The organism is Saccharothrix tamanrassetensis (assembly GCF_014203665.1).
Classification (GTDB): domain Bacteria; phylum Actinomycetota; class Actinomycetes; order Mycobacteriales; family Pseudonocardiaceae; genus Actinosynnema; species Actinosynnema tamanrassetense.
Map to the genome: position 1 here is coordinate 178,555 of NZ_JACHJN010000004.1, position 21,130 is coordinate 199,684.

20 protein-coding genes are annotated in these 21,130 nt (G+C 72.1%); 13 read left to right on the plus strand and 7 right to left on the minus strand.

All coding sequences use genetic code 11. The annotated features are described in order from the left end of the window. Window positions 1-337: 337 nt before the first annotated feature. Window positions 338-1,417: a redox-regulated ATPase YchF gene (gene ychF, locus FHS29_RS13890; protein ID WP_184691043.1), complete on the minus strand. Its 1,080-nt coding sequence runs from the start codon at window positions 1,415-1,417 to the stop codon at window positions 338-340. Between the two features lie 79 nt (window positions 1,418-1,496). Here ychF and FHS29_RS36770 point away from each other — a divergent pair, with 79 nt between their 5' ends. From FHS29_RS36770 to FHS29_RS13905, 3 genes are all read left to right on the plus strand, one after another. After that, on the plus strand, window positions 1,497-2,765 hold the full coding sequence (locus FHS29_RS36770) for a DNA-3-methyladenine glycosylase 2 family protein (RefSeq protein WP_184691044.1): 1,269 nt from the start codon (window positions 1,497-1,499) through the stop codon (window positions 2,763-2,765). After that, entirely contained in the window at window positions 2,762-3,265 is a 504-nt protein-coding gene (locus FHS29_RS36775) for a methylated-DNA--[protein]-cysteine S-methyltransferase (RefSeq protein WP_184691045.1), read from the plus strand. The genes FHS29_RS36770 and FHS29_RS36775 overlap by 4 nt, the downstream gene beginning before the upstream one ends. 225 nt (window positions 3,266-3,490) lie before the next feature. Beyond that, entirely contained in the window at window positions 3,491-5,392 is a 1,902-nt protein-coding gene (locus FHS29_RS13905) for an ABC transporter ATP-binding protein (protein ID WP_184691046.1), read from the plus strand. Between the two features lie 4 nt (window positions 5,393-5,396). Here FHS29_RS13905 and FHS29_RS13910 read toward each other — a convergent pair whose 3' ends face one another. The 4 genes from FHS29_RS13910 to FHS29_RS13925 all read right to left on the minus strand — a co-directional run bounded on the left by FHS29_RS13910 (window position 5,397) and on the right by FHS29_RS13925 (window position 11,587). Beyond that, window positions 5,397-5,804, minus strand: coding sequence for a VOC family protein (locus FHS29_RS13910; protein WP_184691047.1), 408 nt, complete (start codon window positions 5,802-5,804; stop codon window positions 5,397-5,399). A gap of 115 nt (window positions 5,805-5,919) precedes the next feature. Beyond that, the gene (locus FHS29_RS13915; RefSeq protein WP_184691048.1) at window positions 5,920-7,443 is read right to left on the minus strand and encodes an alpha/beta fold hydrolase; all 1,524 of its coding nucleotides are present in this window, start codon (window positions 7,441-7,443) and stop codon (window positions 5,920-5,922) included. Between the two features lie 128 nt (window positions 7,444-7,571). Then, entirely contained in the window at window positions 7,572-10,451 is a 2,880-nt protein-coding gene (locus FHS29_RS13920; protein WP_184691049.1) for an AAA family ATPase, read from the minus strand. Next, complete coding sequence (locus tag FHS29_RS13925; protein ID WP_184691050.1) at window positions 10,448-11,587, minus strand: exonuclease SbcCD subunit D; 1,140 nt, start codon at window positions 11,585-11,587, stop codon at window positions 10,448-10,450. The genes FHS29_RS13920 and FHS29_RS13925 overlap by 4 nt, the downstream gene beginning before the upstream one ends. Before the next feature lie 99 nt (window positions 11,588-11,686). Between FHS29_RS13925 and FHS29_RS13930 the strand changes: the two genes are divergently transcribed. Together FHS29_RS13930 and FHS29_RS13935 are read left to right on the plus strand one after the other, a co-directional pair. Continuing rightward, window positions 11,687-12,622: a DNA recombination protein RmuC gene (locus FHS29_RS13930; RefSeq protein ID WP_184691051.1), complete on the plus strand. Its 936-nt coding sequence runs from the start codon at window positions 11,687-11,689 to the stop codon at window positions 12,620-12,622. Between the two features lie 41 nt (window positions 12,623-12,663). Then, the gene (locus FHS29_RS13935; protein ID WP_184691052.1) at window positions 12,664-13,389 is read left to right on the plus strand and encodes a DUF6542 domain-containing protein; all 726 of its coding nucleotides are present in this window, start codon (window positions 12,664-12,666) and stop codon (window positions 13,387-13,389) included. Window positions 13,390-13,449: 60 nt separating this feature from the next. Here FHS29_RS13935 and FHS29_RS13940 read toward each other — a convergent pair whose 3' ends face one another. Beyond that, on the minus strand, window positions 13,450-14,394 hold the full coding sequence (locus tag FHS29_RS13940; RefSeq protein WP_184691053.1) for a 4-hydroxy-3-methylbut-2-enyl diphosphate reductase: 945 nt from the start codon (window positions 14,392-14,394) through the stop codon (window positions 13,450-13,452). A gap of 64 nt (window positions 14,395-14,458) precedes the next feature. On the opposite strand from FHS29_RS13940, the gene FHS29_RS13945 reads away from it, so the two are divergent. From FHS29_RS13945 to FHS29_RS13980, 8 genes are all read left to right on the plus strand, one after another. Further along, complete coding sequence (locus tag FHS29_RS13945) at window positions 14,459-15,028, plus strand: lipid droplet-associated protein (RefSeq protein WP_184691054.1); 570 nt, start codon at window positions 14,459-14,461, stop codon at window positions 15,026-15,028. Then, window positions 15,025-16,287: an exodeoxyribonuclease VII large subunit gene (xseA, locus tag FHS29_RS13950; protein ID WP_184691055.1), complete on the plus strand. Its 1,263-nt coding sequence runs from the start codon at window positions 15,025-15,027 to the stop codon at window positions 16,285-16,287. Before FHS29_RS13945 ends, xseA begins: the two co-directional genes overlap by 4 nt. After that, entirely contained in the window at window positions 16,268-16,681 is a 414-nt protein-coding gene (locus FHS29_RS13955) for a sugar ABC transporter substrate-binding protein (RefSeq protein WP_312864910.1), read from the plus strand. Before xseA ends, FHS29_RS13955 begins: the two co-directional genes overlap by 20 nt. Beyond that, on the plus strand, window positions 16,678-16,887 hold the full coding sequence (locus tag FHS29_RS13960; protein WP_184691056.1) for an exodeoxyribonuclease VII small subunit: 210 nt from the start codon (window positions 16,678-16,680) through the stop codon (window positions 16,885-16,887). Before FHS29_RS13955 ends, FHS29_RS13960 begins: the two co-directional genes overlap by 4 nt. Window positions 16,888-16,934: 47 nt before the next feature. Beyond that, on the plus strand, window positions 16,935-17,990 hold the full coding sequence (gene glpX / locus FHS29_RS13965; protein ID WP_184691057.1) for a class II fructose-bisphosphatase: 1,056 nt from the start codon (window positions 16,935-16,937) through the stop codon (window positions 17,988-17,990). Window positions 17,991-18,107: 117 nt separating this feature from the next. After that, on the plus strand, window positions 18,108-18,875 hold the full coding sequence (locus FHS29_RS13970) for a S1 family peptidase (protein WP_184691058.1): 768 nt from the start codon (window positions 18,108-18,110) through the stop codon (window positions 18,873-18,875). A gap of 393 nt (window positions 18,876-19,268) precedes the next feature. After that, window positions 19,269-19,631, plus strand: coding sequence for a L,D-transpeptidase (locus FHS29_RS13975; RefSeq protein ID WP_184691059.1), 363 nt, complete (start codon window positions 19,269-19,271; stop codon window positions 19,629-19,631). A 57-nt stretch (window positions 19,632-19,688) separates the two neighbouring features. Next, a complete protein-coding gene (locus FHS29_RS13980; RefSeq protein WP_184691060.1) occupies window positions 19,689-20,114 on the plus strand; it encodes a L,D-transpeptidase in 426 nt (141 codons plus the stop codon). 15 nt (window positions 20,115-20,129) lie between these two features. On the opposite strand, the gene FHS29_RS13985 is transcribed toward FHS29_RS13980, so the two are convergent. Beyond that, window positions 20,130-21,101 carry an NAD(P)/FAD-dependent oxidoreductase gene (locus FHS29_RS13985; RefSeq protein ID WP_184691061.1) on the minus strand — a complete coding sequence of 324 codons (972 nt, stop codon included), beginning with the start codon at window positions 21,099-21,101 and terminating at the stop codon, window positions 20,130-20,132. Window positions 21,102-21,130 lie beyond the last annotated feature (29 nt).

The following is a 21,130-nucleotide window of genomic DNA, read 5'->3' on the forward strand; positions in this document are numbered from 1 at the left end:
ACGAGTGGGAGATCAACGCAAGGGGATTCGCATGACCGCCGACATCGTCGTGTTCACCGTCGCAGCACTCGGAATGCTCGCCACCGCCGGGGGCGTCTTCGCCCTCGCCCGGCACGAGCGCAACCACGTGCGCTGACGCCGTGACCAACTGACGTCGCTACCGGGGCCTCCCGCCAAGTGCGGGAGGCCCCTTTTCACGTCGTGCGCTGCGTCACATCTTCCTGGTACCACAAGGGATTTCGGTGCCACCACATCCCGGTGCCGCCGCGACCCGGTGTCATCGCACCGACACATCACCCCGCCGACACGTCACCTCGCGAGACCGCTTGGTGACGCATCACACGTTGAACCGGAACTCCACCACGTCGCCGTCGGCCATCACGTAGTCCTTGCCCTCCATGCGAACCTTGCCCGCGGCCTTCGCGGCGGCCATCGAGCCCGCCTCGACCAGGTCGGCGAAGGAGACCACCTCGGCCTTGATGAAGCCGCGCTCGAAGTCCGTGTGGATCACGCCGGCCGCCTGCGGGGCGGTCGCGCCCTTGGGGATGGTCCACGCGCGCGATTCCTTGGGGCCCGCGGTCAGGTAGGTCTGCAGGCCCAGGGTGTGGAAGCCGGCGCGGGCGAGGGCGTGCAGGCCGGGTTCGTGCTGGCCGATGGACTCCAGCAGCTCGCGGGCGGACTCCTCGTCCAGTTCGAGCAGCTCGGCTTCCACCTTGGCGTCCAGGAAGACCGCGTCGGCCGGCGCCACGAGTTCGCGCAGTTCCTTGAGCTTCGCCTCGTCGGTGAGGATGGCCTCGTCCGCGTTGAAGACGTAGAGGAACGGCTTGGTGGTGAGCAGGCTCAGCTCGCGCAGCAGCTCACCGTCCACTTCGGACTGCGCGGAGAACAGCGTGCGACCGGAGTCGAGGACCTCGCGGGCCTTGACCGCGGCCTCCAGCGCCGGTCGCCGGTCCTTCTGGGTCCGGGCCTCCTTCTCCAGCCGGGGAACGGCCTTCTCCAGGGTCTGGAGGTCGGCGAGGATCAACTCGGTGTTGATCGTCTCGATGTCGCTCACCGGGTCGACGCGGCCGTCGACGTGCACCACGTCCTCGTCGTCGAAGACCCGGATGACCTGGCAGATGGCGTTCGCCTCGCGGATGTTGGCGAGGAACTTGTTGCCCAGGCCCGCGCCTTCGGACGCGCCCTTGACGATGCCCGCGATGTCGACGAACGACACCACGGCGGGCACTTCGCGCTCGGAGCCGAAGATGGCCGCCAGCCGGCCGAGGCGGGCGTCCGGCAACGGCACCACGCCGACGTTCGGCTCGATGGTGGCGAACGGGTAGTTCGCCGCGAGCACGTCGTTGCGCGTGAGGGCGTTGAACAGGGTGGACTTGCCGACGTTGGGCAGGCCGACGATACCGAGGGTCAAACTCACGGTCGGTGAGTCTACGCGGTGGGACGCGGTGTCCGATTTCCGCGAGACCGCTGGTGCCGGCGGTGGCAGAGTGACTGTCATGTTGGTCGACGCCGAACGTGCCTACCGGGCCGTGGCCGCCCGCGACGCCCGCTTCGACGGGTGCTTCATCCTCGCCGTGCGGACCACCCGGATCTACTGCCGCCCGTCCTGCCCGGCGGTGACGCCGAAGCAGCGCAACGCCGAGTTCTACCCGACGGCCGCCGCCGCGCAGTCGGCCGGCTACCGAGCGTGCCGGCGGTGCCTGCCGGACGCCGTGCCGGGCTCGCCGGAATGGAACCTGCGCGCCGACCTGGCCGCGCGGGCGATGCGGCTGATCTCCGACGGTGTCGTGGAACGGGACGGCGTGCCCGGTCTGGCGGCCAGGCTCGGCTACTCGGAACGCCACCTGACCAGGGTGCTGACCGCCGAACTCGGCGCGGGGCCGCTCGCGCTGGCGCGGGCGCACCGGGCGCACTCCGCGCGGCTGCTGATCGAGACGACGGACCTGTCGTTCACCGACATCGCGTTCGCCGCCGGGTTCGCCAGCGTGCGGCAGTTCAACGACACGATCCGCACCGTGTTCGCGTCCACGCCGTCCGACCTGCGGTCGAAGCGCTCGGTGGTCGGCAAAGCCGGCCGCATCACGCTCCGCCTGCCCTACCGCCCGCCGTTCGACGCCGCGGGGCTGCTCGCCTACTTCCGGGCGTCCGCGATCCCCGGCGTCGAACACGTGACGGACACCGCCTACGCCCGTTCGCTGCGCCTGCCGCACGGACAGGCGACGGTGATCCTGGAGCCCGCCGACGGTCACGTGACGTGCTCACTGCGCCTCACCGACCTGCGCGACCTGGGCAGTGCGGTGAGCCGCGTGCGGCGACTGCTGGACCTGGACGCGGACCCGCAGGCCGTGGACGACTTCCTCGGCGACGACCCGCTGCTGCGCCCGCTGGTGCGCTCCCGGCCGGGCGTGCGGGTGCCCGGCAGCGTCGACGGGGCGGAGACCCTGCTGCGGGCGCTCGGGCACGTGTCGCCCGGCGAGCCCCTGGACATCCCGGACGGCCCGGTCACCCACCTCTACCCGGCGCCGTCGGCGATCGACTCGCCGGTGGCGGCGGCCCTGGCGGACGGCAGCCTCGTGGTGGACGTCGGCCGGGACGCCGACGAACTGCACGCCGAACTCGCCGCGTTCCCCGGCGTCGGCCCGGACATCGCCCGCTACGTCGTGATGCGCGTGCTCGGCGCGCCCGACGTTCCCTTGACCACGGACAACGCGGCCTGGCGCCCTTGGCGCTCGTACGCCGCAATGCACCTCAGGAGGACCGCGTGAGCATCGGATACACGTCCACCACCGACACCCCGATCGGCCCGTTCACGGCCCTCGTGGTGTCGGACGGGGCGGTGCTGGCCAGCGGCTGGACGGCGTCCCTCGACGACCTGCTGCCCCAGGTGTCCCCGTCCCTGCGCCCGAAGACGTTGACCCCGCGCCGCGACCTCGGCGCCGTGACCAAGGCGGTGCGCGACTACCACGCGGGCACCCTGGACGCGATCGCCGACGTGCCGGTGCGGCAGCGTTCCGGCGAGTTCATGGAGCAGGCGTGGGCGGCCCTGCGCACCGTCCCGGCCGGCAAGCCGGTCAGCTACGCCGACTACGCCCTGCTGGCCGGCCGGCCCTCGGCGGTCCGCGCAGCCGCCACGGCCTGCGCCCGCAACGCCGCCACCCTGTTCGTCCCGTGCCACCGCGTGGTCCGCACGGGCGGCGCGATCGGCAACTTCCGCTGGGGTGTCGACGTGAAGCGCTGGCTCCTCGACCACGAGGACCAGGCCTAGCGGAACCGGTGGCGCGGACCTCGTCGGACACCTCGATCCCGGGGCGGCGCCCATGACCCGGATCAGGTCATGGGCGCCGTCATTGGTGCCGCCGACGCGAATCCGTGGACGCCTGCTTCCAGCCTGCCACAGGGGTACGACATCCCCGCCAGGACGAGCCGGCTCACCTGGGCCGATGGGCTCACCAGGTTGGCGCCCGGCGGATTCGCGGGTTACCTGGGTGGCATGAGTTCCGTGTTGATCGGGGTCGAGAACATCTCGACGCCCAAGTGGGCCAAGGTCGGGCGGCGGGCGGCCTCGGTCAGTCTCGGCAAGGCGTTGCGCAGCCTGCCCGAGGCGATCCGGGTGGTGTTGCGGCTGGCCTGGCGGACGTCGCCCCGGTTGACGGTGCTGGCCGGCGTGGTGCACGTGCTGTCGGGCTGCGTTACGGCGTTCGGGCTGCTCGCCACCGCCGACGTGTTCTCCGCCCTGCTCCGGGACGGGCCGACGCCGGAGCGGTTGGCGTCCTCGCTGCCCGCGTTAGCGGTCGTGGTGGCCTCCTACGCGACTCGGGCGCTGCTCGACGCGGCTGTCGCGACGGTGGAGAGTTCGTTGCGGCCACGGGTCACGCGCGCGGCCAACGACGAAGTCACGGCGGTGCTGGTGCGGGCCGAGCTGTTGGCGTTCGAGGACGCCGACTTCCGCGAGCTGGCCCGACAGGGCGGGCGGCACGGCGTGCGGAGCCTGGAGAGCAGTCTTCGGCACCTCGCCGACCTGGTGTCGTCCTGCATCACGATGGTGGCCGCGATCGTGACCGTCGGGCTGCTCGACGCCTGGCTCGCACCGGCCCTGCTGCTGGCCGCGCTGGCGAACGCCTGGGCGTCGGCGCGGGTGTCGAAGCTGCGGTACGAGCACTTCCTGGACTCGGTGACGCGCAACCTCCGCAAGGGCGTGGTGGAGGAGGTCGCCACCCATCGGGAGTTCGCGCTGGAGCGGCACGCGCTGACGCTGCAGGAGCGGCTGCTCGGCGAGCACCGGCGGATCGCCGACTCGTTGATGGAGGACGAGATCCGCATGGCGCACCGCACCAACATGGTCCGGCTCGGCGGGCGGGCGCTGGCCGGGTTGGGCACCGGCATCGCGTACGTCGTGCTCGGCCTGCTGCTGCACACCGGGGGCATGGAGCTGGCGTTGGCGGGCACCGCGCTGCTGGCCATGCGGACCGGGTTCTCGTCGTTGTCGACGACCACGCGGTCGGTCAACGCGCTGTACGAGGACTCCTTCTACATCGACTTCTACCGCAAGCTGCTGGCCGAGGGCGCGGAACGTGCCCAGAAGTCGTCGCCGGTGACGGCTCCGCCCGACCCCGAGCTGATCACGCTGACCAACGTGACGTTCACCTACCCCGGCAAGGACACGCCCGCGTTGGACGACGTGAGCCTGACCGTGCGGCGGGGCGAGGTGGTCGCGCTCGTCGGCGAGAACGGCTCCGGCAAGACGACCCTCGGCAAGGTGCTGACCGGGCTGTTCCCGACCACGTCCGGCACCGTGCACTGGGACGGCGTGGACCTCGCGGACGCCGACACGACCTCCGTGCACTCGTCCATCGCGGTCATCGCGCAGGACCCGGCGCAGTGGCCGATGACCGCGCGGCGCAACGTCACGGTCGGCAGGCTGGAGCGCGAGGACGACGACGCGTGGCAGGACGCCGTCGCCAAGTCCGGGGCGGACGAGGTGCTCGCCACGCTGCCCGCCGGACCGGACACCGTGCTGTCACGGCAGTTCAACGACGGCCAGGACCTGTCCGGCGGCCAGTGGCAGCGGATGGGCATCGCGCGCGGCATGTACCGGGACGCGGCGGTGCTGGTCGCGGACGAGCCGACGGCGGCGCTGGACGCCAAGGCCGAGGCGCGCGTGTTCGAGGGGCTGCGCCAGGCGACCGCCCGGCGCACCACGATCCTGGTGACCCACCGGCTGGCGAACATCCGCAACGCGGACCGGATCGTGCTGCTGGACCAGGGCCGGATCGTGGAGCAGGGCACCCACGACGAGCTGATGGCCCTGCGCGGCCACTACTTCGAGCTGTTCGAACTCCAGGCCTCCGCGTACCGGGGCAATCTGCTGGCCCAACCCGCCCAGGCGGGCTGAGACGTCAGTCCCGCGCGGCCGGTTCGGCGGCGACCATCACCGGGTTGCCGTCCGGATCGGCGACGAACGCCATCCGCTCGCCCCACGGCGTGTCGGCCGGCGCGAGCAGCACCGGGTGGCCGAGCCGTGCCAACTCGGCCACCGCCGCGTCCACGTCGTCGTGGTACACGCACAGCTCGAACGCGTGGCCGGACGACGGTCGCTGCGGCCGTCCGTGCACACCCTTGCCGTCCGGCGCGACCTGGCCGAGCCCGAGCTTCGACCCGTCGGGCAGTTCCAGGGCCACGTACACCGGATCGCCTTCGGCGGGAAACCCGTACGTGACGACGAAACCGAGCGCGTCGCGGTAGAAGCCGAGCGAGCGCGCCAGGTCGTCGCAGACCAGCATCGGGAACGCGGAACGAAAACCCATGCCGCACCCTAGACCTGAACGTCGCCGCGGCACCGCCGGTTCTGCCGCACGGGGAACCGGCGTGGTCGACAGGAGTCCACCACGCCGGTTCGGGTGCCCGGTTGTGCGCAGGCGATCAGCGGGCGTCGTCCTGGCAGGTGAGGTCCCTCGCGGGCAGCGTGCCGTCGGCGAAGTACGTGTTGACCACGTTCTCGGTGCAGGTGTTGGGGTAGTTGCCGAACACCGCGTGCACCGGGACGTCCTTCAGGGTGACCAGACGGGAACCGGTCATCGCCTTGTGCAGTGCGACGCCGTGCTGGTACGCGGTGCGGGTGTCGCCGGTGGCCTGCACGATCAGCGCCGGCCGGTTGTTGTGGACGACGGTCGGCCTCTCCTTCGGCTGCGCCCAGAACGCGCATGCGGTGATGTTGTTGGCGAACGCCCCGAACACGGGCTGGGTGGCGCGGCTGCGCTGGATGTCCCGCCAGTACGACTCCGGGTCGCGCTGGTAGCGCACGTCGCCGCAGAGCACCGCGGCCTGCCCGTCCCCGTCCTGGTGCGCGCCGGGTCCGAACATGAAGCGCAGGGCCTGCTCCAGCTCCGGGCTCGGGGGCGCGCCCTTGCCGTCGGCGGCATCGGTGAGTTCCCGCACCTGACCGGCGAGCAACGGGTAGGCGCGCGGGTCGGACAGCGGGCCGAACAGCGCGATCGGCACGAAGTTGTCATCGACGGTGTAGTCTCCGACCCGGATGGGCGTCCGCGCGGACCGCCGGATCAGCTCCTCCACGCCGGCCCGCACCTGCTTCGCGGTCGTGCCCAGGTGGTATTCGGCGTCGTGCCGCGCGGTCCACTCGGCCCACAGGTCCAGCGCGGCTTCGTTGGGGGCGCCCAAGTCCTGGAACATGCCCAAGCCGTACTTGCGAGGGTCGACGGCACTGTCCAACACGAACCGATCGGTCCGCTGCGGGAACATCTGCGTGTACACCGCACCGAGATAGGTGCCGTACGACCAGCCGAAGTAGCTGACCCGCTGCTCCCCCATCGCACCACGGACGACATCCATGTCGCGCGCGGTGTTGCGGGTGGTGATGTGCGGCAACCGGTCACCTTCCCGCTCCGCACACCGCTTCGCCAGGTCGGATTCCAGCGCGACCACCCGGTCGAAACCGGCCCGGTCCACACCGGCCGACCGCAACATGGGGCCGACCGACCACTTGCAGTCGACCGGCGAACTCCGCCCGATCCCGCGGGGGTCCATGCCGATCAGGTCGTACCGGGCCCGCACGTCGGGGCTCATCCACCCCTGGACCCGCAGCATCATGTCGAGTCCGGCTCCACCGGGTCCACCCGGGTTGGACAGCATGATCCCGCGCCGGCGGGCCGGATCGGCCGCCTTCAACCGCGAGACCGCCACGGTGATCGTCCGGCCTCGTGGCCGCTGGTAGTCCAACGGCACGGTCACGTTCGCGCACTGCGCCCCCGCCGCGTCCAACTGCTCGTGACCGCACGCCGCCCAGTCGAGCCGCTGGTCGTAGTACCGGGACAGACCGCCCCGCTGCGCAGATTCCGCCTCGACGGGATCCGCGGCGGCCGAGCCGGTACCTGCCAGCAACCCGGCCGCCACCGCCGCCGCGGTCAACGTGGTCTTGAGTCGTATCACGAGATCCCCCTGGAAGTCCGGTGGATCACCACGCTATGAGCGCGGACCTTCCCCCGGACATCCCCGCAGCACCACGTGCGCGGGGGCCTGCCCCCACCGCCTCCGGTAGTGCCCACACCACCGAGCGGTCAGACCACCAGCTCCAACGACGACCCGCCACGTGCCTTGCGCACCCGCAGCCTGGTCGGGATCCGCTGCCGCAACTCCTCCACGTGCGACACCAGGCCCACCACGCGACCGCCCGCGCGCAGTTCGTCCAGGGTCGTCATCACGAGTTCGAGGGTCTCCGCGTCGAGCGTCCCGAAGCCCTCGTCGATGAACAGGGTGTCGAGCACCGCCCCGGCCGCGACCACGTCGGCCAGGCCCAGCGCCAACGCCAGCGACGCCAGGAACGACTCCCCGCCGGACAACGTCTTCGCCGGGCGCTGCTGCCCCGAGTAGTCGTCCAGCACGTCCAGGCCCAGCCCGCCCCTGGTGCCGCGCGGACCGGCTTCGACGGAGTGCACGAACCGGTAGCGGCCCTGGCTCATGCGCTCCAGACGGGTGCCGGCGGCGACCGCGACCTCCTCCAGGCGTGCCGCGAGGACGTACGTGCGCAGGGTCATGCTCATGGTGTTCTGGCCCATGCCGTTGATCACGTCGGTCAGCGCGTCCAGCTCGGCGTACTCCGCCTCCACCGGTTCCAGGCGGACCCACGCGGCGGCCAACCGCTCGGCCAGCTCGTTCGCCCGGGTGGCCCGGCGGCGGGCCGCGGACAGCACCGACGCCGCCCGTTCGGCCTGCTCGTGCGCGGTGCGGTAGCGGGTCTCGGCGGCGGGCAGGTCCACCTCGGTGTCCGGGTCCACGTCGGGCAGTTCCGCCAGCACGGCCTCGGCGGTGACCTTCGCGTCCTCGACCCTGCGGATCTTCGCCTCCAGCTCGGCGACGGCCGACTCGGCGCGGGCCGCCGCCAGCGCCTCCGCCACGTCCGCGAAACCCGCTTCGGCGGCCAGCCGGGACACCTCCACCCGCTGCTCGGCCAGGCGTTCCCGGTGCTCGGCCACGGCGGTGCGGCGGTCGGCGAGGGTGGTCAGCGCGTCGGCCAGGTCGAGCAGGTGGGCGCGGCGGGCGGTCACGTCCGGGAAGTCGCCGCGCGCCTCCTCCAGGCGGGCCGCGCGTTCCCGGATCGTCTCGGCGAGTTCCCGGTGCCGGGTGGACAGTTCCGCGACCTCGCGTTCCAGCGCGGTGCGGTTCCGGGTGGCCTGCTCGATCCCGCGTTCCAGTTCGGCCAGCGCGGCGGCGCGCGGACTCCGTTGCGCGGCCAGGGCTTTCACCGAGTCGTGCGCGGCGGTCAAGGCGGCCGGGTCCTGGTCGCCGACCGTCTCGCGCAGCGCACCCACCCGGCTCGACGCGTCCTGGCAGGACTTCTCCGCGACGCCCCGGCGGTCCAGCGCGGCCTGTTCCTCGGCCGCGGCACGCTCCTCGTCGGCCGCGGTGACCGCGTTCAGCATCGGCTGGGCGGGGTGGGGGTGCGCGGCGGACCCGCACACCGGGCACGAGTGACCGGCGCGCAACGACGCCGCCAGCTCCACCGCCATACCGTCCAGGCGCTGCTGCCGCACCTGCAACAGCACGTCCTTGGCCTTCTGGTGGGCGTCGACCGCGACGCGGCGCGCTTCCTCGGCCGCGCGCAGGGCCTGTTCGGCACCGGGGAGCTCGCGGGCGGCCGCGGCCTTGGCCGTCACCGCGTCCAGCCGGGCTGCGGCCAGCGCGGACTCCTCGGCGGCGGAACGGGCCGCCGCCAGCCGGTCCGGCACCTCGGCCAACGCGGTGACCAGCTTGTCCAGCGCGGTCGCGGCGGTGCGCGCGCGCTGCTCCAGGTCGGCCGCCCGACGCCGGTCCTCGCGCTGGCGCTGCGCCTCGGCGGCCAGCGTGGTCAGCCCGCCCGCCTCCTCGCGGAACCGCTCGCCGTCGGCGCGCAGCTCCGTGCCCCGGTACCCGAACGCCGCCACGGCGTCCGCCGCCGCGCCCTCCTGCGCCACCACGCCGTCGAGCGTCCGCTGGAGCCGCCGCACGGCCTCGCGGGCGGGCACCACGACCGACGCCCGACGTGCCGCGTCCCGTTCCCGCACCCACGCCGCGCGGTGCGGCTCGATGTCGGCGCACCGGGCCAGCGCGTCCCGCGCGCCCCGCACCCGCCGCACGCGCTCGGACAGCTCCTCGGCCTGCCGCCAGGCCTTCTCCGCCTCGGCGCGCAGCGCGGCGCCGCTCGCCGCGGCCTGGTCGGCGTCGCGCTCCGCCTCGTCCAACCGCTTGAGCAGGGAACTGAGCCACTCGCGGTCGCCGCCGTCCTCGGGCGGCTCCTCCCCTGCGACCTCGGCGACCCGCTGCACCAGGTCGCGGTTGGTCCGGCCGAGCGCCTCCAGCTCACGCCGCTTCGCCAGCCGGCGTTCCCGGAACCAGCGCTCGACGTCCAGGAACCGCTCGGTGCCGAACAGCTTCTCCAGCAGCTTCTCCCGCTCCGCCGTCTCCGCCCGCAGGAACTTCGCGAACTCGCCCTGCGGCAGCAGCACCACCTGGAAGAACTGCTCGGCGGTCATCCCGAGCAGCGCCTCCACCTCGCGCGCCACGTCGTCGATGCGGCTGTGCCCCTCGCCGGACCACCCGCTGACCCAGGTCAGCGACACCCTGGCCTGCTGCCGGGTGAAACCCTCGCCGCGCTTCTTCGGCCGGTCGTACTCGGGGCTGCGCACCACCCGGAACCGACGACCGCGCACCGTCAGCTCCAGGGCCACCTCGGTCGGCGTGTCCCGGTCCGCGTAGTCGCAGCGCAGCCGCTTGACATCGCCGCGCGCGCCCGGCACGCGACCGAACAGCGCGAACGCCACCGCGTCGAGCAGCGTCGTCTTGCCCGCGCCGGTGTCACCGTGCAGCAGGAACAGCCCGTCCGCGCCGAGCAGGTCGAAGTCGACCTCCTCCCGGCCCGCGTAAGGGCCGAACGCACTCACCTCCAAGTGGTGCAGCTTCACTGCGCCTCCTCCCGCGCGGCGGCGGAGATCGCTTCGCGGAGCAGCTCCAGCTCACGTTCCGCCGGCGGCTCGCCGCGCACGTCCTCCAGGAAGCAGCAGGCGACCTCCTCGTCGGTGCGCCCCCGGACGCGCTCGGCGAACCGCAGCTCACCGGTCCGGCCACCCTCCGGCCGCCACTCCACGTGCACCGCGTGCGGGAACCGGGTCTGCAAGCGCCGCAACGCATCCAGCGGTCGCACCCGGTCGGTCAGCACCACGGACAGGAAGTGCTCGTGCACCGCTTCGTGCTCCGGCGCGACCAGCAGCTCGTCCAAGGTGCCGCTCAACGTCGACAGCGCGCGCGGCACCGGCAGCATCCGGCGCTCCACCCCGGCCAGACCGGACGCGTCCAGTTCGGCCAGCCACACCGACTTGCCGTGCCGCGCCTCGGAGAACGAGTACGCCACCGGACTGCCCGAGTAGCGAAGGTGCTCGGCCAGCGTCTGCTGCCCGTGCAGGTGCCCCAGCGCCACGTAGTCGATGCCGTCGAACACCGCGCCCGGCACGTCCTGCACACCGCCCACCGCGATGGTCCGCTCCGACTCGCACGGCTCGCCGCCGGTCACGAACGCGTGCGCCAACACCACCGAACGCACGCCCCGCGCCGCCCGGTCCTCGCGGACCCGGCGCATCGCCTCGGTCAGCACCGCCGCGTGACCCTTGCCCTCGACGCCCAGCGCGTGCCGGGCCGTCTCCGGCTCCAGGAAGGGGATCCCGTACACCGCAACGGGTCCGTGCGCGTCCGGCACCAGCACCGGCTCGTGCAGCGACGCGATCCGGGTGCGCAGGAACAGCCCGCCCGCCGCCGCGAACCCGCCGAACAGGCCCAGGCGCGCGGCGGAGTCGTGGTTGCCCGGCGTGATCACCACCCGCGCGCCGGCCGACCGGATGCGCTCCAGCACCCGCGTGCACACCGCGACCGCCTCCGCGTTGGGCACCGCGCGGTCGAACAGGTCACCGGCCACCACGACCACGTCGACGCTCTCGTCGGACACGAGGTCGGCCAGCCCGCCCAGCACCGATTCCTGCTCCAGGAGCAGGTCCCGGCCGTGGAAAGTGCGCCCCACGTGCCAGTCGGACGTGTGCAGCAACCTCATGCCGGCCAACCTAGGGGCGACCCCCGGCAGAACCCCGCCATCCGACTCGGCGTGTCGCTCGAACGTGTGATCGGGTCGTCGTGCGCGATGATCGGGCCCATGACAGCGGTCCTCAGCACGGCGGCGGTGGTCGTGGCGCTCCTGCTCGCCGGTGCGCTGGTGTTCCTGTGGCGGCTCTACCAGGACGGGGTGCGGCGCGCCGACGCCGCGCTGGCCGCCGTGCAGCGGGAGCGGGAGCGCGGCGACGCCACCCGCGCCGCGCTCCAGCGCTACGAGGTGGCGTTCTCCTCCGTCAGCGGCCGGGGCGAACTCGGCGAACAGGTCCTGGTGGAGACCGCGCGGGCGCTCGGCCTGCGGGAAGGCGTGCACTTCCGGCTCCAGGTCGACGTCGCCGGCGGCGGCGCGGTGCGGCCCGACCTGGTGCTGAACGTCGGCGGCGGACGCCAGGTCCCGGTCGACGCGAAGATGAGCATGGCGACCTGGGCCGAGGCCGTGGAGACCGACGACCCGGCCGAACGCGTCGACGCGCTGCGCGTCCACGTCCGCAACATCCGGTCCCGCGCGGCCGAGCTGGCGGGCAAGGGCTACCAGCGCTGGGCGGACGCCATCTACGGGACGATCATGTTCGTGCCCAACGACGGCGCCGTGGTCGCCGCGCTGGACACCGACCCGGAGCTGCTGCGCTGGCTGCTGGACCGGCGGGTGTTCCTGTGCGGGCCGACCGGGTTCGCGGTCATCGCGTCCGCCGCCATGTTCGCCGTCACCGACCGCGCGCTGGCCGATGACGTCGAGCAGGTGCGCGCGCAGGCGTCACGGGCGCACCGCGCCGCCGACAGCGCCATCGACGCGGTGAACCTGTCCAGCACCCACCTCCAGCGGTTCCTGTCGGCCCGTCGGCGCGAGCTGGACGCCCTGGAGGGGTTCCGCGCGGCCGTGGAGCCGTTGACCGCCGCTTCGTCCAGCCCGACGCCCGTCGCGTTCGTCCGGCGAACCGACGAGGGGCTCGGTGCACCCTTGGACGCCCGCGAGGCGTAATAGAGTGTGTGACCGGAGCCGGAGCCGAACGAGGAGTGGGCGTGACCGCTGCAACGCGCGAGCCGGAGGACGAGGAGCTCGACCCCGTCCGCTGGAACGACCGCGCCCTCTTCGGCAACTTCCGCGGCCTGCCCTGGTGGGCCGCGGTGCTCGGGACGTTCGTGCTGGCCATCGTGGGCACGTACGTCGACGTGAGCTCGTCGGCGAAGACCGTGGGCTGGGTGTTCGCCATCACGTTCTTCGTCGGCGCGGTCGGTGCGGTCGTGTTCGTGGAACGCCGCTCGATGTTCGGCCCGATCGTGCAGCCGCCCCTGGTGCTGGCCATCGTGGTGCCGCTGCTGGTGATCCTGGTCGACGGGCTGCCCGCCGGAGGCCTGCCGTCGATCGGCCTGGGCCTGGGCAAACCGCTGATCGACGGCTTCCCGGCGATGGCCATCACCACCGCTTGCACGGTCATCATCGGCATCGTCCGCGTGATGAAGCAGAAGGACCCGAACCGCCTCACCAAGGACGAGATCCGCGAGGCCAAGCGCAAGCCGGACCGGCCCGCCGAGGAGCGCCCCAAGCGCCCGGCCCGCGACACCACGCCCGAGGACGACGACCGTCCCCGCCGCAAGCCCCAGACCGGCGACGAACCACGCCCCAAGCGCCCCCGCCCCCAGTCCGGCGACCGCCCGCGGCAGCCCCGCGAGCCCCGCGAGCCCCGCGAGCCGGGCAAGGCCAAGCGCCCGGCCCAACGCCGCCCCCGCCCCCGCGACGAGGACTGAGCCCAGTCCCCGCGAACTCCCGCGCCTTTTTCAACGCAACGGGATTACCAACCCCGAAGCTCAGCGCACCATGTCCTTGCGCAGTTCACGAGGCAGCGCGAAAGCGATCTTCTCGTTCGCCGTGGTGATCTCTTCGACGTCGCCGTACCCGTGCTCGGCCAGGAACTCCAGCAGTTCCATCACCAGGATGTCCGGCACCGAAGCCCCGGAGGTCACGCCGACCGTCGACACGCCCTCCAGCCAAGCCGGGTCGACCTCACGCGCGTAGTCGACCAGGTACGACGCCCGGGCCCCGGCCTGCAAGGCCACCTCGACCAGCCGCACCGAGTTCGACGAGTTCTTCGACCCCACCACCAGCACCAGGTCGCACTCGGGCGCCATGGTCTTCACGGCGGTCTGCCGGTTGGAGGTGGCGTAGCAGATGTCGTCCGACGGCGGCTCCTGGAGGTCCGGGAACCGCTCCTGCAACTGCCGCACCCGCACCATGGTCTCGTCCACCGACAGCGTGGTCTGCGACAGCCACACCACCTTGGACGGATCCCGCACGACGACCTTGTCCACATCCTCGGCGGTGTCCACGAGCTGGATGTGCTCGGGGGCCTCGCCGGCCGTGCCCTCGACCTCTTCGTGCCCCTCGTGGCCGATCAGCAGGATGTCGTAGTCCTCACGGGCGAACCGCTTGGCCTCGTTGTGCACCTTCGTCACGAGTGGACAGGTGGCGTCGATGGTCCGCAGCTGCCGCGTCTCGGCCTCCGCGTGCACCGCCGGCGACACGCCGTGCGCCGAGAACACCACCAGCGCGCCCTCGGGCACCTGGTCGGTCTCGTCGACGAAGATCGCGCCACGCTTGGACAACGTCTCCACGACGTGCTTGTTGTGGACGATCTCCTTGCGGACGTACACCGGCGCGCCGTACTGCTCCAGCGCCTTCTCCACGGTGACGACCGCGCGGTCCACGCCGGCGCAGTAGCCGCGCGGCTTGGCCAGGAGCACTCGCTTGTCCATGTCTCCAGGGTACGGGCGTGCCGGAGGTAGGCATCGACCACCCGACTGCGGCAGGCTAGACGCCATGAAGCCACTGCCGCTGCCCGTCCGCCTCGCCGCGGGACTGGCGGTCACCGCCGTCGAGCAGGCCCGCAAGCTCCCGAAGCAGCTGGCGGGCTTGCCGGTGACCGTGGTCAGCGAGGCGCTGCAACTGTCCATGCGGGTCCAGCAGCGGGTGACGGAACTCGCAATCAAGGGCGACGACGCGCTGTCCGGGCTGCGTCCGGCCGAGGACGAGCCGGAGTGGGCCACCTTCGACGAGGACGAGGACGACGACGACCTGGACGTGCCCCTCGCCGAGCCGAGGGCCGGAGCCGGATCCGGCGCCGGGATCGAGCCCGAGGACCCGTGGGAGGCCGAGGAGCAGGCGCTGGCCGCCGAACCGCCCGCCGTCCTGCCGAACTACGACGAGCTGACGTTGCCGCAGCTCAGGGCCCGGCTGCGGACGCTGTCCGCGGCGGATCTGGAGCAGCTGCTGGCGCACGAGCGCTCGCACGGGCGGCGGCCGGAGTTCACCGGGATGCTGTCCCGCCGGATCGCCAACCTGAGCGGCTCGGTGAGCCCCGACACCCCTGTGAGCCCTGACACCCCGTGACCGACGAGAAGTCCAGTCCCGATAACCCCTGGCCGGTCCGCACGGTCGCCCGCAAAATCTTCGAGTGGATCAACCGGCTCGGCGACGTGTGGGTGGAGGGCCAGGTCACCCAGTTGAGCGCGCGCCCCGGCACCGCCACCGCGTTCCTCACGCTGCGCGATCCGTCCGTCGACATGTCGATGACGCTGACCGCGCCGGTGAACATGGTGCGCGAGCTCCAGCTGACCGAGGGCAGCCGCGTCGTCGTGCACGGCAAGCCGAACTACTTCCCGAACCGCGGCACGCTGAGCCTGCGCGTGGACGAGATCCGCGCGGTCGGCATCGGCGAGTTGCTCGCCCGCATCGAGCGGCTCAAGAAGCTGCTCGCCGCCGAGGGCCTGTTCGACCCGCGCCGCAAGCGCAGGCCGCCGTTCCTGCCGAACAAGATCGGCCTGATCACCGGCCGGGCGTCGGCCGCCGAACGGGACGTGCTGACCAACGCGCACGCCCGCTGGCCGGGCGCCCGCTTCCGGGTGGTCAACGTTGCGGTGCAAGGGACTCTGGCCGTGCCGCAGATCCTCACCGCACTGTCGACTCTGGACCGCGACCCCGAGGTCGACGTGATCGTGCTGGCCCGCGGCGGCGGCAGCGTGGAGGACCTGCTGCCGTTCTCCGACGAGGCGCTGTGCCGCGCGGTGTCGCAGGCCCGCACGCCGGTGCTGTCCGCGATCGGGCACGAGCCGGACAGCCCGCTGGTGGACCACGTGGCCGACCTGAGGTGCTCCACCCCGACCGACGCGGGCAAACGAGTGGTACCCGACGTCGCCGAGGAGGCCGACCGGATCCGCCAGATGCGCGACCGCAGCCGGCGCGCGCTGCACGGCTGGGTGGACCGGGAGCGCAAGCTGCTCGCCGCGCTGCGCACGCGTCCTGCGCTTTCCGACCCGCACGGGCCGCTGGACCGGCGCGCGCAGGACGTGGACCAGTGGCGGGAGCGGTCGCGCCGGGCGATCCGGAACCGACTCGATTCAGAGACGTCCGGGCTGCTCGGGACCACTGCCCGCTTGACGACCCTCGGACCGGCCGCCACGCTGGCGCGTGGGTACGCCGTGGTGCAGCTCGTCACCCCCGACGGGGTGAACGGGGTGGTCCGGTCGATCTCCGACGCGCCCGCGGGGACCTTTCTCCGGGTGCGCGTGGCCGATGGGGCCTTGCACGCGGTCGTCCAGGGGAGCCCGGACGTCGAGGAAGGAGGCGGTGGTGCCCGCTCCGGCACGTGAGCCCACGTTCCTGCCCTTGACGATGGCCGCCGCCGGCAACGCCGAGGGCGACGGCGACGGCGTGCGCTCGGTGCGCGACCGCGCCGAGGCCGCCGACCGCGCCGCCGCGGACTGCTGGCTGTCCCTGGTGGCCGGCTGCACGTCCGGCGGCCAGGTGCTGATCAGCAGGCTGCACGACCTGTCCGAGGCGACCTCGGGCTACGCCGGGATGCGCTGGTGGCTGTCCCGCGGCTCGGTGCACCGCAGGCGCGTCGTGGAGGCCGAGCACCGCATCGACGACGCGGTGCGAGAGGGTGACGGTGCCGAGTTCGCCGAGGCGTTCGTCGGCTACGACCAGGCGGTGGCGTCCGTCGTGGTGCACGTCCAGAACCGATTGGGGAAGTTGTCCAGGTGAGCGAGCCGGGCTACGAGGAGGCCAGGGACGAACTGGTGGAGGTGGTCCGCAGGCTGGAGGCGGGCGGCCTGTCGCTGGAGGAGTCGCTGGCGCTGTGGGAACGCGGCGAGGCGCTCGCGAAGACCTGCGAGCGGCGGCTCGCGGGCGCCCGGGAACGGATCGATCAAGCGCTCGCGGTGACCGAGGAGGACGTGGCCGACGCCTGACCACGTGCGAGGATTGGTCTACCGGCCGGTAATCGCAGGAGGAGTCCATGGTGTCCAGCAGCAGTCCGTCCGAGCGTCGTCGCGAAGCACCCGACCGGAACCTCGCCCTGGAACTGGTGCGGGTCACCGAGGCCGCGGCGATGGCCGCCGGCCGCTGGGTGGGGCGCGGCGACAAGAACGGCGGGGACGGTGCGGCGGTCGACGCCATGCGCAAGCTGATCGGCACCGTCTCGATGCGCGGCGTGGTCGTGATCGGCGAGGGCGAGAAGGACGAGGCGCCCATGCTGTTCAACGGCGAGGAGGTCGGCAACGGCGACGGTCCGGACTGCGACGTCGCGGTGGACCCGATCGACGGCACCACGCTGATGGCCAAGGGGATGCCGAACGCGCTGGCGGTGCTCGCGGCGGCCGAGCGGGGCGCGATGTTCGACCCGTCCGCGGTGTTCTACATGGAGAAGCTGGCGGTCGGCCCGGAGGCGGCGGACGTCATCGACATCACGGTCCCGATCGCGGAGAACATCCGCCGGGTCGCCAAGGCCAAGCACAGCGACGTGTCCGACGTGACGGTGTGCATCCTGGACCGACCGCGGCACGAGTCGATCGTGGCGGATGTCCGGAAAGCGGGCGCTCGTATCCACTTCATTTCGGACGGGGACGTCGCCGGAGCCATCTCGGCGGCGCGTCCGAACACCGGCATCGACCTGCTCGTCGGCATCGGCGGCACGCCGGAGGGAATCATCGCGGCGGCGGCGCTGAAGTGCATGGGCGGCGCGATCCAGGGCCGGCTGTGGCCGAAGGACGACGACGAGCGGCAGAAGGCGCTCGACGCCGGTCACGATCTGGAGCGGGTCCTCACCACGAATGACCTGGTCCGCGGGGACAACGTGTTCTTTTGCGCGACCGGCGTCACGGACGGTGACTTGGTGCGCGGTGTGCACTATCGCGCGGGCGGCTGCACGACCCAGTCGATCGTGATGCGGTCGAAGTCCGGCACGGTGCGCATGATCGACGGCTTCCACCGGTTGACCAAGTTGCGCGAGTACTCCTCGGTCGACTTCGACCCGAGGCCCACCGACGAGCCGGTGCTGCCCCCGCTCCCGTGACCATCTGTTAACAGTCAACTAGCGGTAACCGGCCGAACGGCTGTAGTCACGGAGCGCCATACGTCCCTAGTTTCCGATTCGTGCCCGGCCCCCTGCGTCGGGCACGGAGAGGAAATGATGAAGGTTCGTACCCTGTTCACCGCTTTCGCGGTGGCGGTCGGGGCAGCGCTCGCCACTGCGGGCGGTGCGGCGGCGGCCCCTGAGGCGGACGGCGGCGTGACGCCGTACATCGTCGGCGGCGGCAACGCCACCCAGGTCTACTCGTTCATGGTGTCCCTGCAGAGCACCTCGGGTAGCCACTTCTGCGGCGGCTCGCTGATCAAGGCCAACTGGGTCGTCACGGCCAAGCACTGCGTGCAGGGCCGCTCGGCGTCCTCGGTCCGCGTCCGGGTCGGCTCGACCAACCGCTCCAGCGGCGGGTCGACCGCGACCGGTGCGCAGATCGTGAACCACCCGAGCTACGACATCGCCCTGCTGCGCCTGTCCACCAACGTGACCCAGACGCCGATCAAGGTGTCTGCCGCGTCCGGTCCGACCGGCACCGCCACCCGCATCATCGGTTGGGGCCAGACCTGCGCCCCGCGCGGCTGCGGCGGCGCTCCGGTGACCCTCCAGGAGCTGAACACGTCCATCGTGGCGGACGGCAGCTGCCAGGGGATCAGCGGCGCGTACGAGATCTGCACGAACAACCCCGGTGGTCGCGCGGGCGCCTGCTACGGCGACTCGGGCGGTCCGCAGATCAAGTCCGTGGGCGGCACGTGGGAACTGATCGGCGCCACCAGCCGCGCCGGCAACAGCAGCTCCACCTGCGCGACCGGTCCGTCGATCTACATGGACGTCCCGGCCTTCCGCTCGTGGATCACCACGTACGCGGGTGCGGTCTGACCCGCTAGCCGCGCACCGGTGTCCTGATCGAGGGGCCGTCCCGTTCCGACGGGGCGGCCCTTCCCCCGTCCAGGGCCGATTCGTTATCCGGGAAGGGCAACCGGCAGTTCGCAGGTGGCGTCTCCAGGGCAGAACGGCACAACCCTGGGGGTACCCGAAATGCGCAAGGCAGCGTTGGTGGCAATCGCTTTCCTGGCCACGGCGTGCGGGACGGCCCGACCGTCCGCGTCCGGCCCGTCGTCCACCCCGGAGCCGGCACCGCCTTCCGCCGCCTCGCCGGCACCGACATCCGGCCCCGCCCCGGCGTCCGAGGCACCCACGTCCCCCGCACCCACTCCCCAGGCGCCCACTTCACAGGCGCCCGCGCCGCAGCCCGCCCCGCCGCCTCCGCCGATGACCGTGGAGGGCACCCCGTGCGACATCACGGAGGGCGCCTGCGTCCGGCTCTCCACCAACGAGTCGTGGCTGATCAGCGGTGGCCGGGTGGAGTACGGCCCGGTGCCGATCACCTCCGGCCGCCCCGGCTACGAGACGCCCACCGGCTACTTCCCGGTGCTGCACAAGGTGAAGGACGAGTGGAGCAGGCCGTACAACGCGCCGATGCCGTACTCGACGTACTTCACGAACTACGGCATCGCGTTCCACGAGGGCAGCCTCACCGACGAGTCGCACGGGTGCGTCCACCTGTCGATGGACGCGGCCACCACGTACTTCGAGAGCCTCCAATCGGGTGAACAGGTCCAGGTCGTCGCTTGAGCCGATGGTTGGCCCTCCCCTCCGGCCGGGTACCCCGGGCCCGAGGGGTGATACGAGATGAGGAAGCTCGGCACTGTGATAGCCGCGCTGGCCTTGACTTTCGGCCTCGCGGCCCCGGCAAGCGCTTCGACCGGCACACCCTGCTCGATCCAGGACGGGGCGTGCCTGAAGCTGTCCACCAACGAGGCGTGGCTGATCTACAACGGCTGGGTGAGCTACGGCCCGGTCCCGGTCACGCACGGCCGTCCCGGCTATGAGACGCCCACCGGCACGTTCCAGGTGCTGCGCAAGGTGAGGGACGACTGGAGCGTGCCGTACAACGCGCCGATGCCGTTCGCGGTGTACTTCACGTCCAGCGGCATCGCGTTCCACGAGGGCAGCCTGTCCGACCTGTCGCACGGCTGCGTGCACCTGTCGCCCGAGGCGGCGGTGACGTTCTTCGACAACCTGTTCGTCGGCGAGCAGGTCCAGGTGGTCTGGTGACCGCGGTCCGGTAGCTCAGGTCGCGTTGCTGGAGTGCCCCGGGAACAGGTGTGCTTCGGGGTTGAGCGCCACGGCGATGTTGTTCACCGCCGTGGCGGCCTCCCCGAAGCCGGTCGCGATGAGCTTGACCTTCCCGGGGTACTGGGCCACGTCGCCCGCCGCGTAGACGCGGTCGCGGGCGGTCCTCATGGTCGAGTCCACGACGATCGCCCGGTGGTCCAGTTCGACGCCCCACGACTCGATGGGACCCAGGTCGGCCGTGAAACCGAGTGCCGCCACCACGGTGTGCGCGGGCAGCACCTTGCGGTCGCCGCCCTTGAGGCCCAACTCCACCTCGGCCACGTGGTCGTCGCCGCGCAGTTCCAGCACTTCGGCGTCGGTGACGATCTCCACGCCAAGGTCGCGCACCTGCCGCACGGTCGGCGGGTGGGCGCGGAACGTCGCACGCCGGTGCACGATCGTGACGCTGGAGGCGATCGGGTGCAGGGCCAGCGCCCAGTCGAACGCCGAGTCGCCGCCACCGACCACCACGACGTCCTGTCCGGTGTGGACGTTCAGCGTGGGCACGAAGTGCACCACACCGCGGCCCAGCCAGCCCCCGCCGGCGGGCAGCGGACGCGGCTTGAACTCGCCGATGCCCGCCGTGATCAGCACCGCGCCCGCCCGCACCACGCCGCCGTCGGCGAGCCCGACCACCAACCGGTCGTCCACTGTGGACAGCGTGCGGGCCTGCCTGCCGAGCAGGTAGGTGGGCTTCCACTGGTCCGCCTGCTGCACGAGCGCGGTGACCAGCTCCCGACCGCGCACGGCGGGGAACCCGGCCACGTCGAAGATCATCTTCTCCGGGTACATGGCGGTGATCTGGCCGCCCGCCTCGGGCAGCGAGTCCACCAGCGCCACGGACAGGTCGCGGAATCCCGCGTAGTAGGCGCCGAACAGCCCGGTGGGGCCGGCTCCGACGATGAGCAGGTCGACCTCTTGGTCCATGACTTCGACCATAGGTGTTCCAGCCCACC

Bases quoted from the DNA above. Each gene is read 5' to 3' on its own strand.
- FHS29_RS13945 (WP_184691054.1), top strand. From the start codon at position 14,459: ATGAAGCCACTGCCGCTGCCCGTCCGCCTCGCCGCGGGACTGGCGGTC.
- FHS29_RS13925 (WP_184691050.1), bottom strand. From the start codon at position 11,587: ATGAGGTTGCTGCACACGTCCGACTGGCACGTGGGGCGCACTTTCCAC.
- FHS29_RS13985 (WP_184691061.1), bottom strand. From the start codon at position 21,101: ATGGACCAAGAGGTCGACCTGCTCATCGTCGGAGCCGGCCCCACCGGG.
- FHS29_RS36770 (WP_184691044.1), top strand. From the start codon at position 1,497: ATGTTGGTCGACGCCGAACGTGCCTACCGGGCCGTGGCCGCCCGCGAC.
- FHS29_RS13940 (WP_184691053.1), bottom strand. From the start codon at position 14,394: ATGGACAAGCGAGTGCTCCTGGCCAAGCCGCGCGGCTACTGCGCCGGC.
- FHS29_RS13910 (WP_184691047.1), bottom strand. From the start codon at position 5,804: ATGGGTTTTCGTTCCGCGTTCCCGATGCTGGTCTGCGACGACCTGGCG.
- FHS29_RS13970 (WP_184691058.1), top strand. From the start codon at position 18,108: ATGAAGGTTCGTACCCTGTTCACCGCTTTCGCGGTGGCGGTCGGGGCA.
- FHS29_RS13930 (WP_184691051.1), top strand. From the start codon at position 11,687: ATGACAGCGGTCCTCAGCACGGCGGCGGTGGTCGTGGCGCTCCTGCTC.
- FHS29_RS13905 (WP_184691046.1), top strand. From the start codon at position 3,491: ATGAGTTCCGTGTTGATCGGGGTCGAGAACATCTCGACGCCCAAGTGG.
- FHS29_RS13975 (WP_184691059.1), top strand. From the start codon at position 19,269: ATGACCGTGGAGGGCACCCCGTGCGACATCACGGAGGGCGCCTGCGTC.
- FHS29_RS13980 (WP_184691060.1), top strand. From the start codon at position 19,689: ATGAGGAAGCTCGGCACTGTGATAGCCGCGCTGGCCTTGACTTTCGGC.
- glpX (WP_184691057.1), top strand. From the start codon at position 16,935: ATGGTGTCCAGCAGCAGTCCGTCCGAGCGTCGTCGCGAAGCACCCGAC.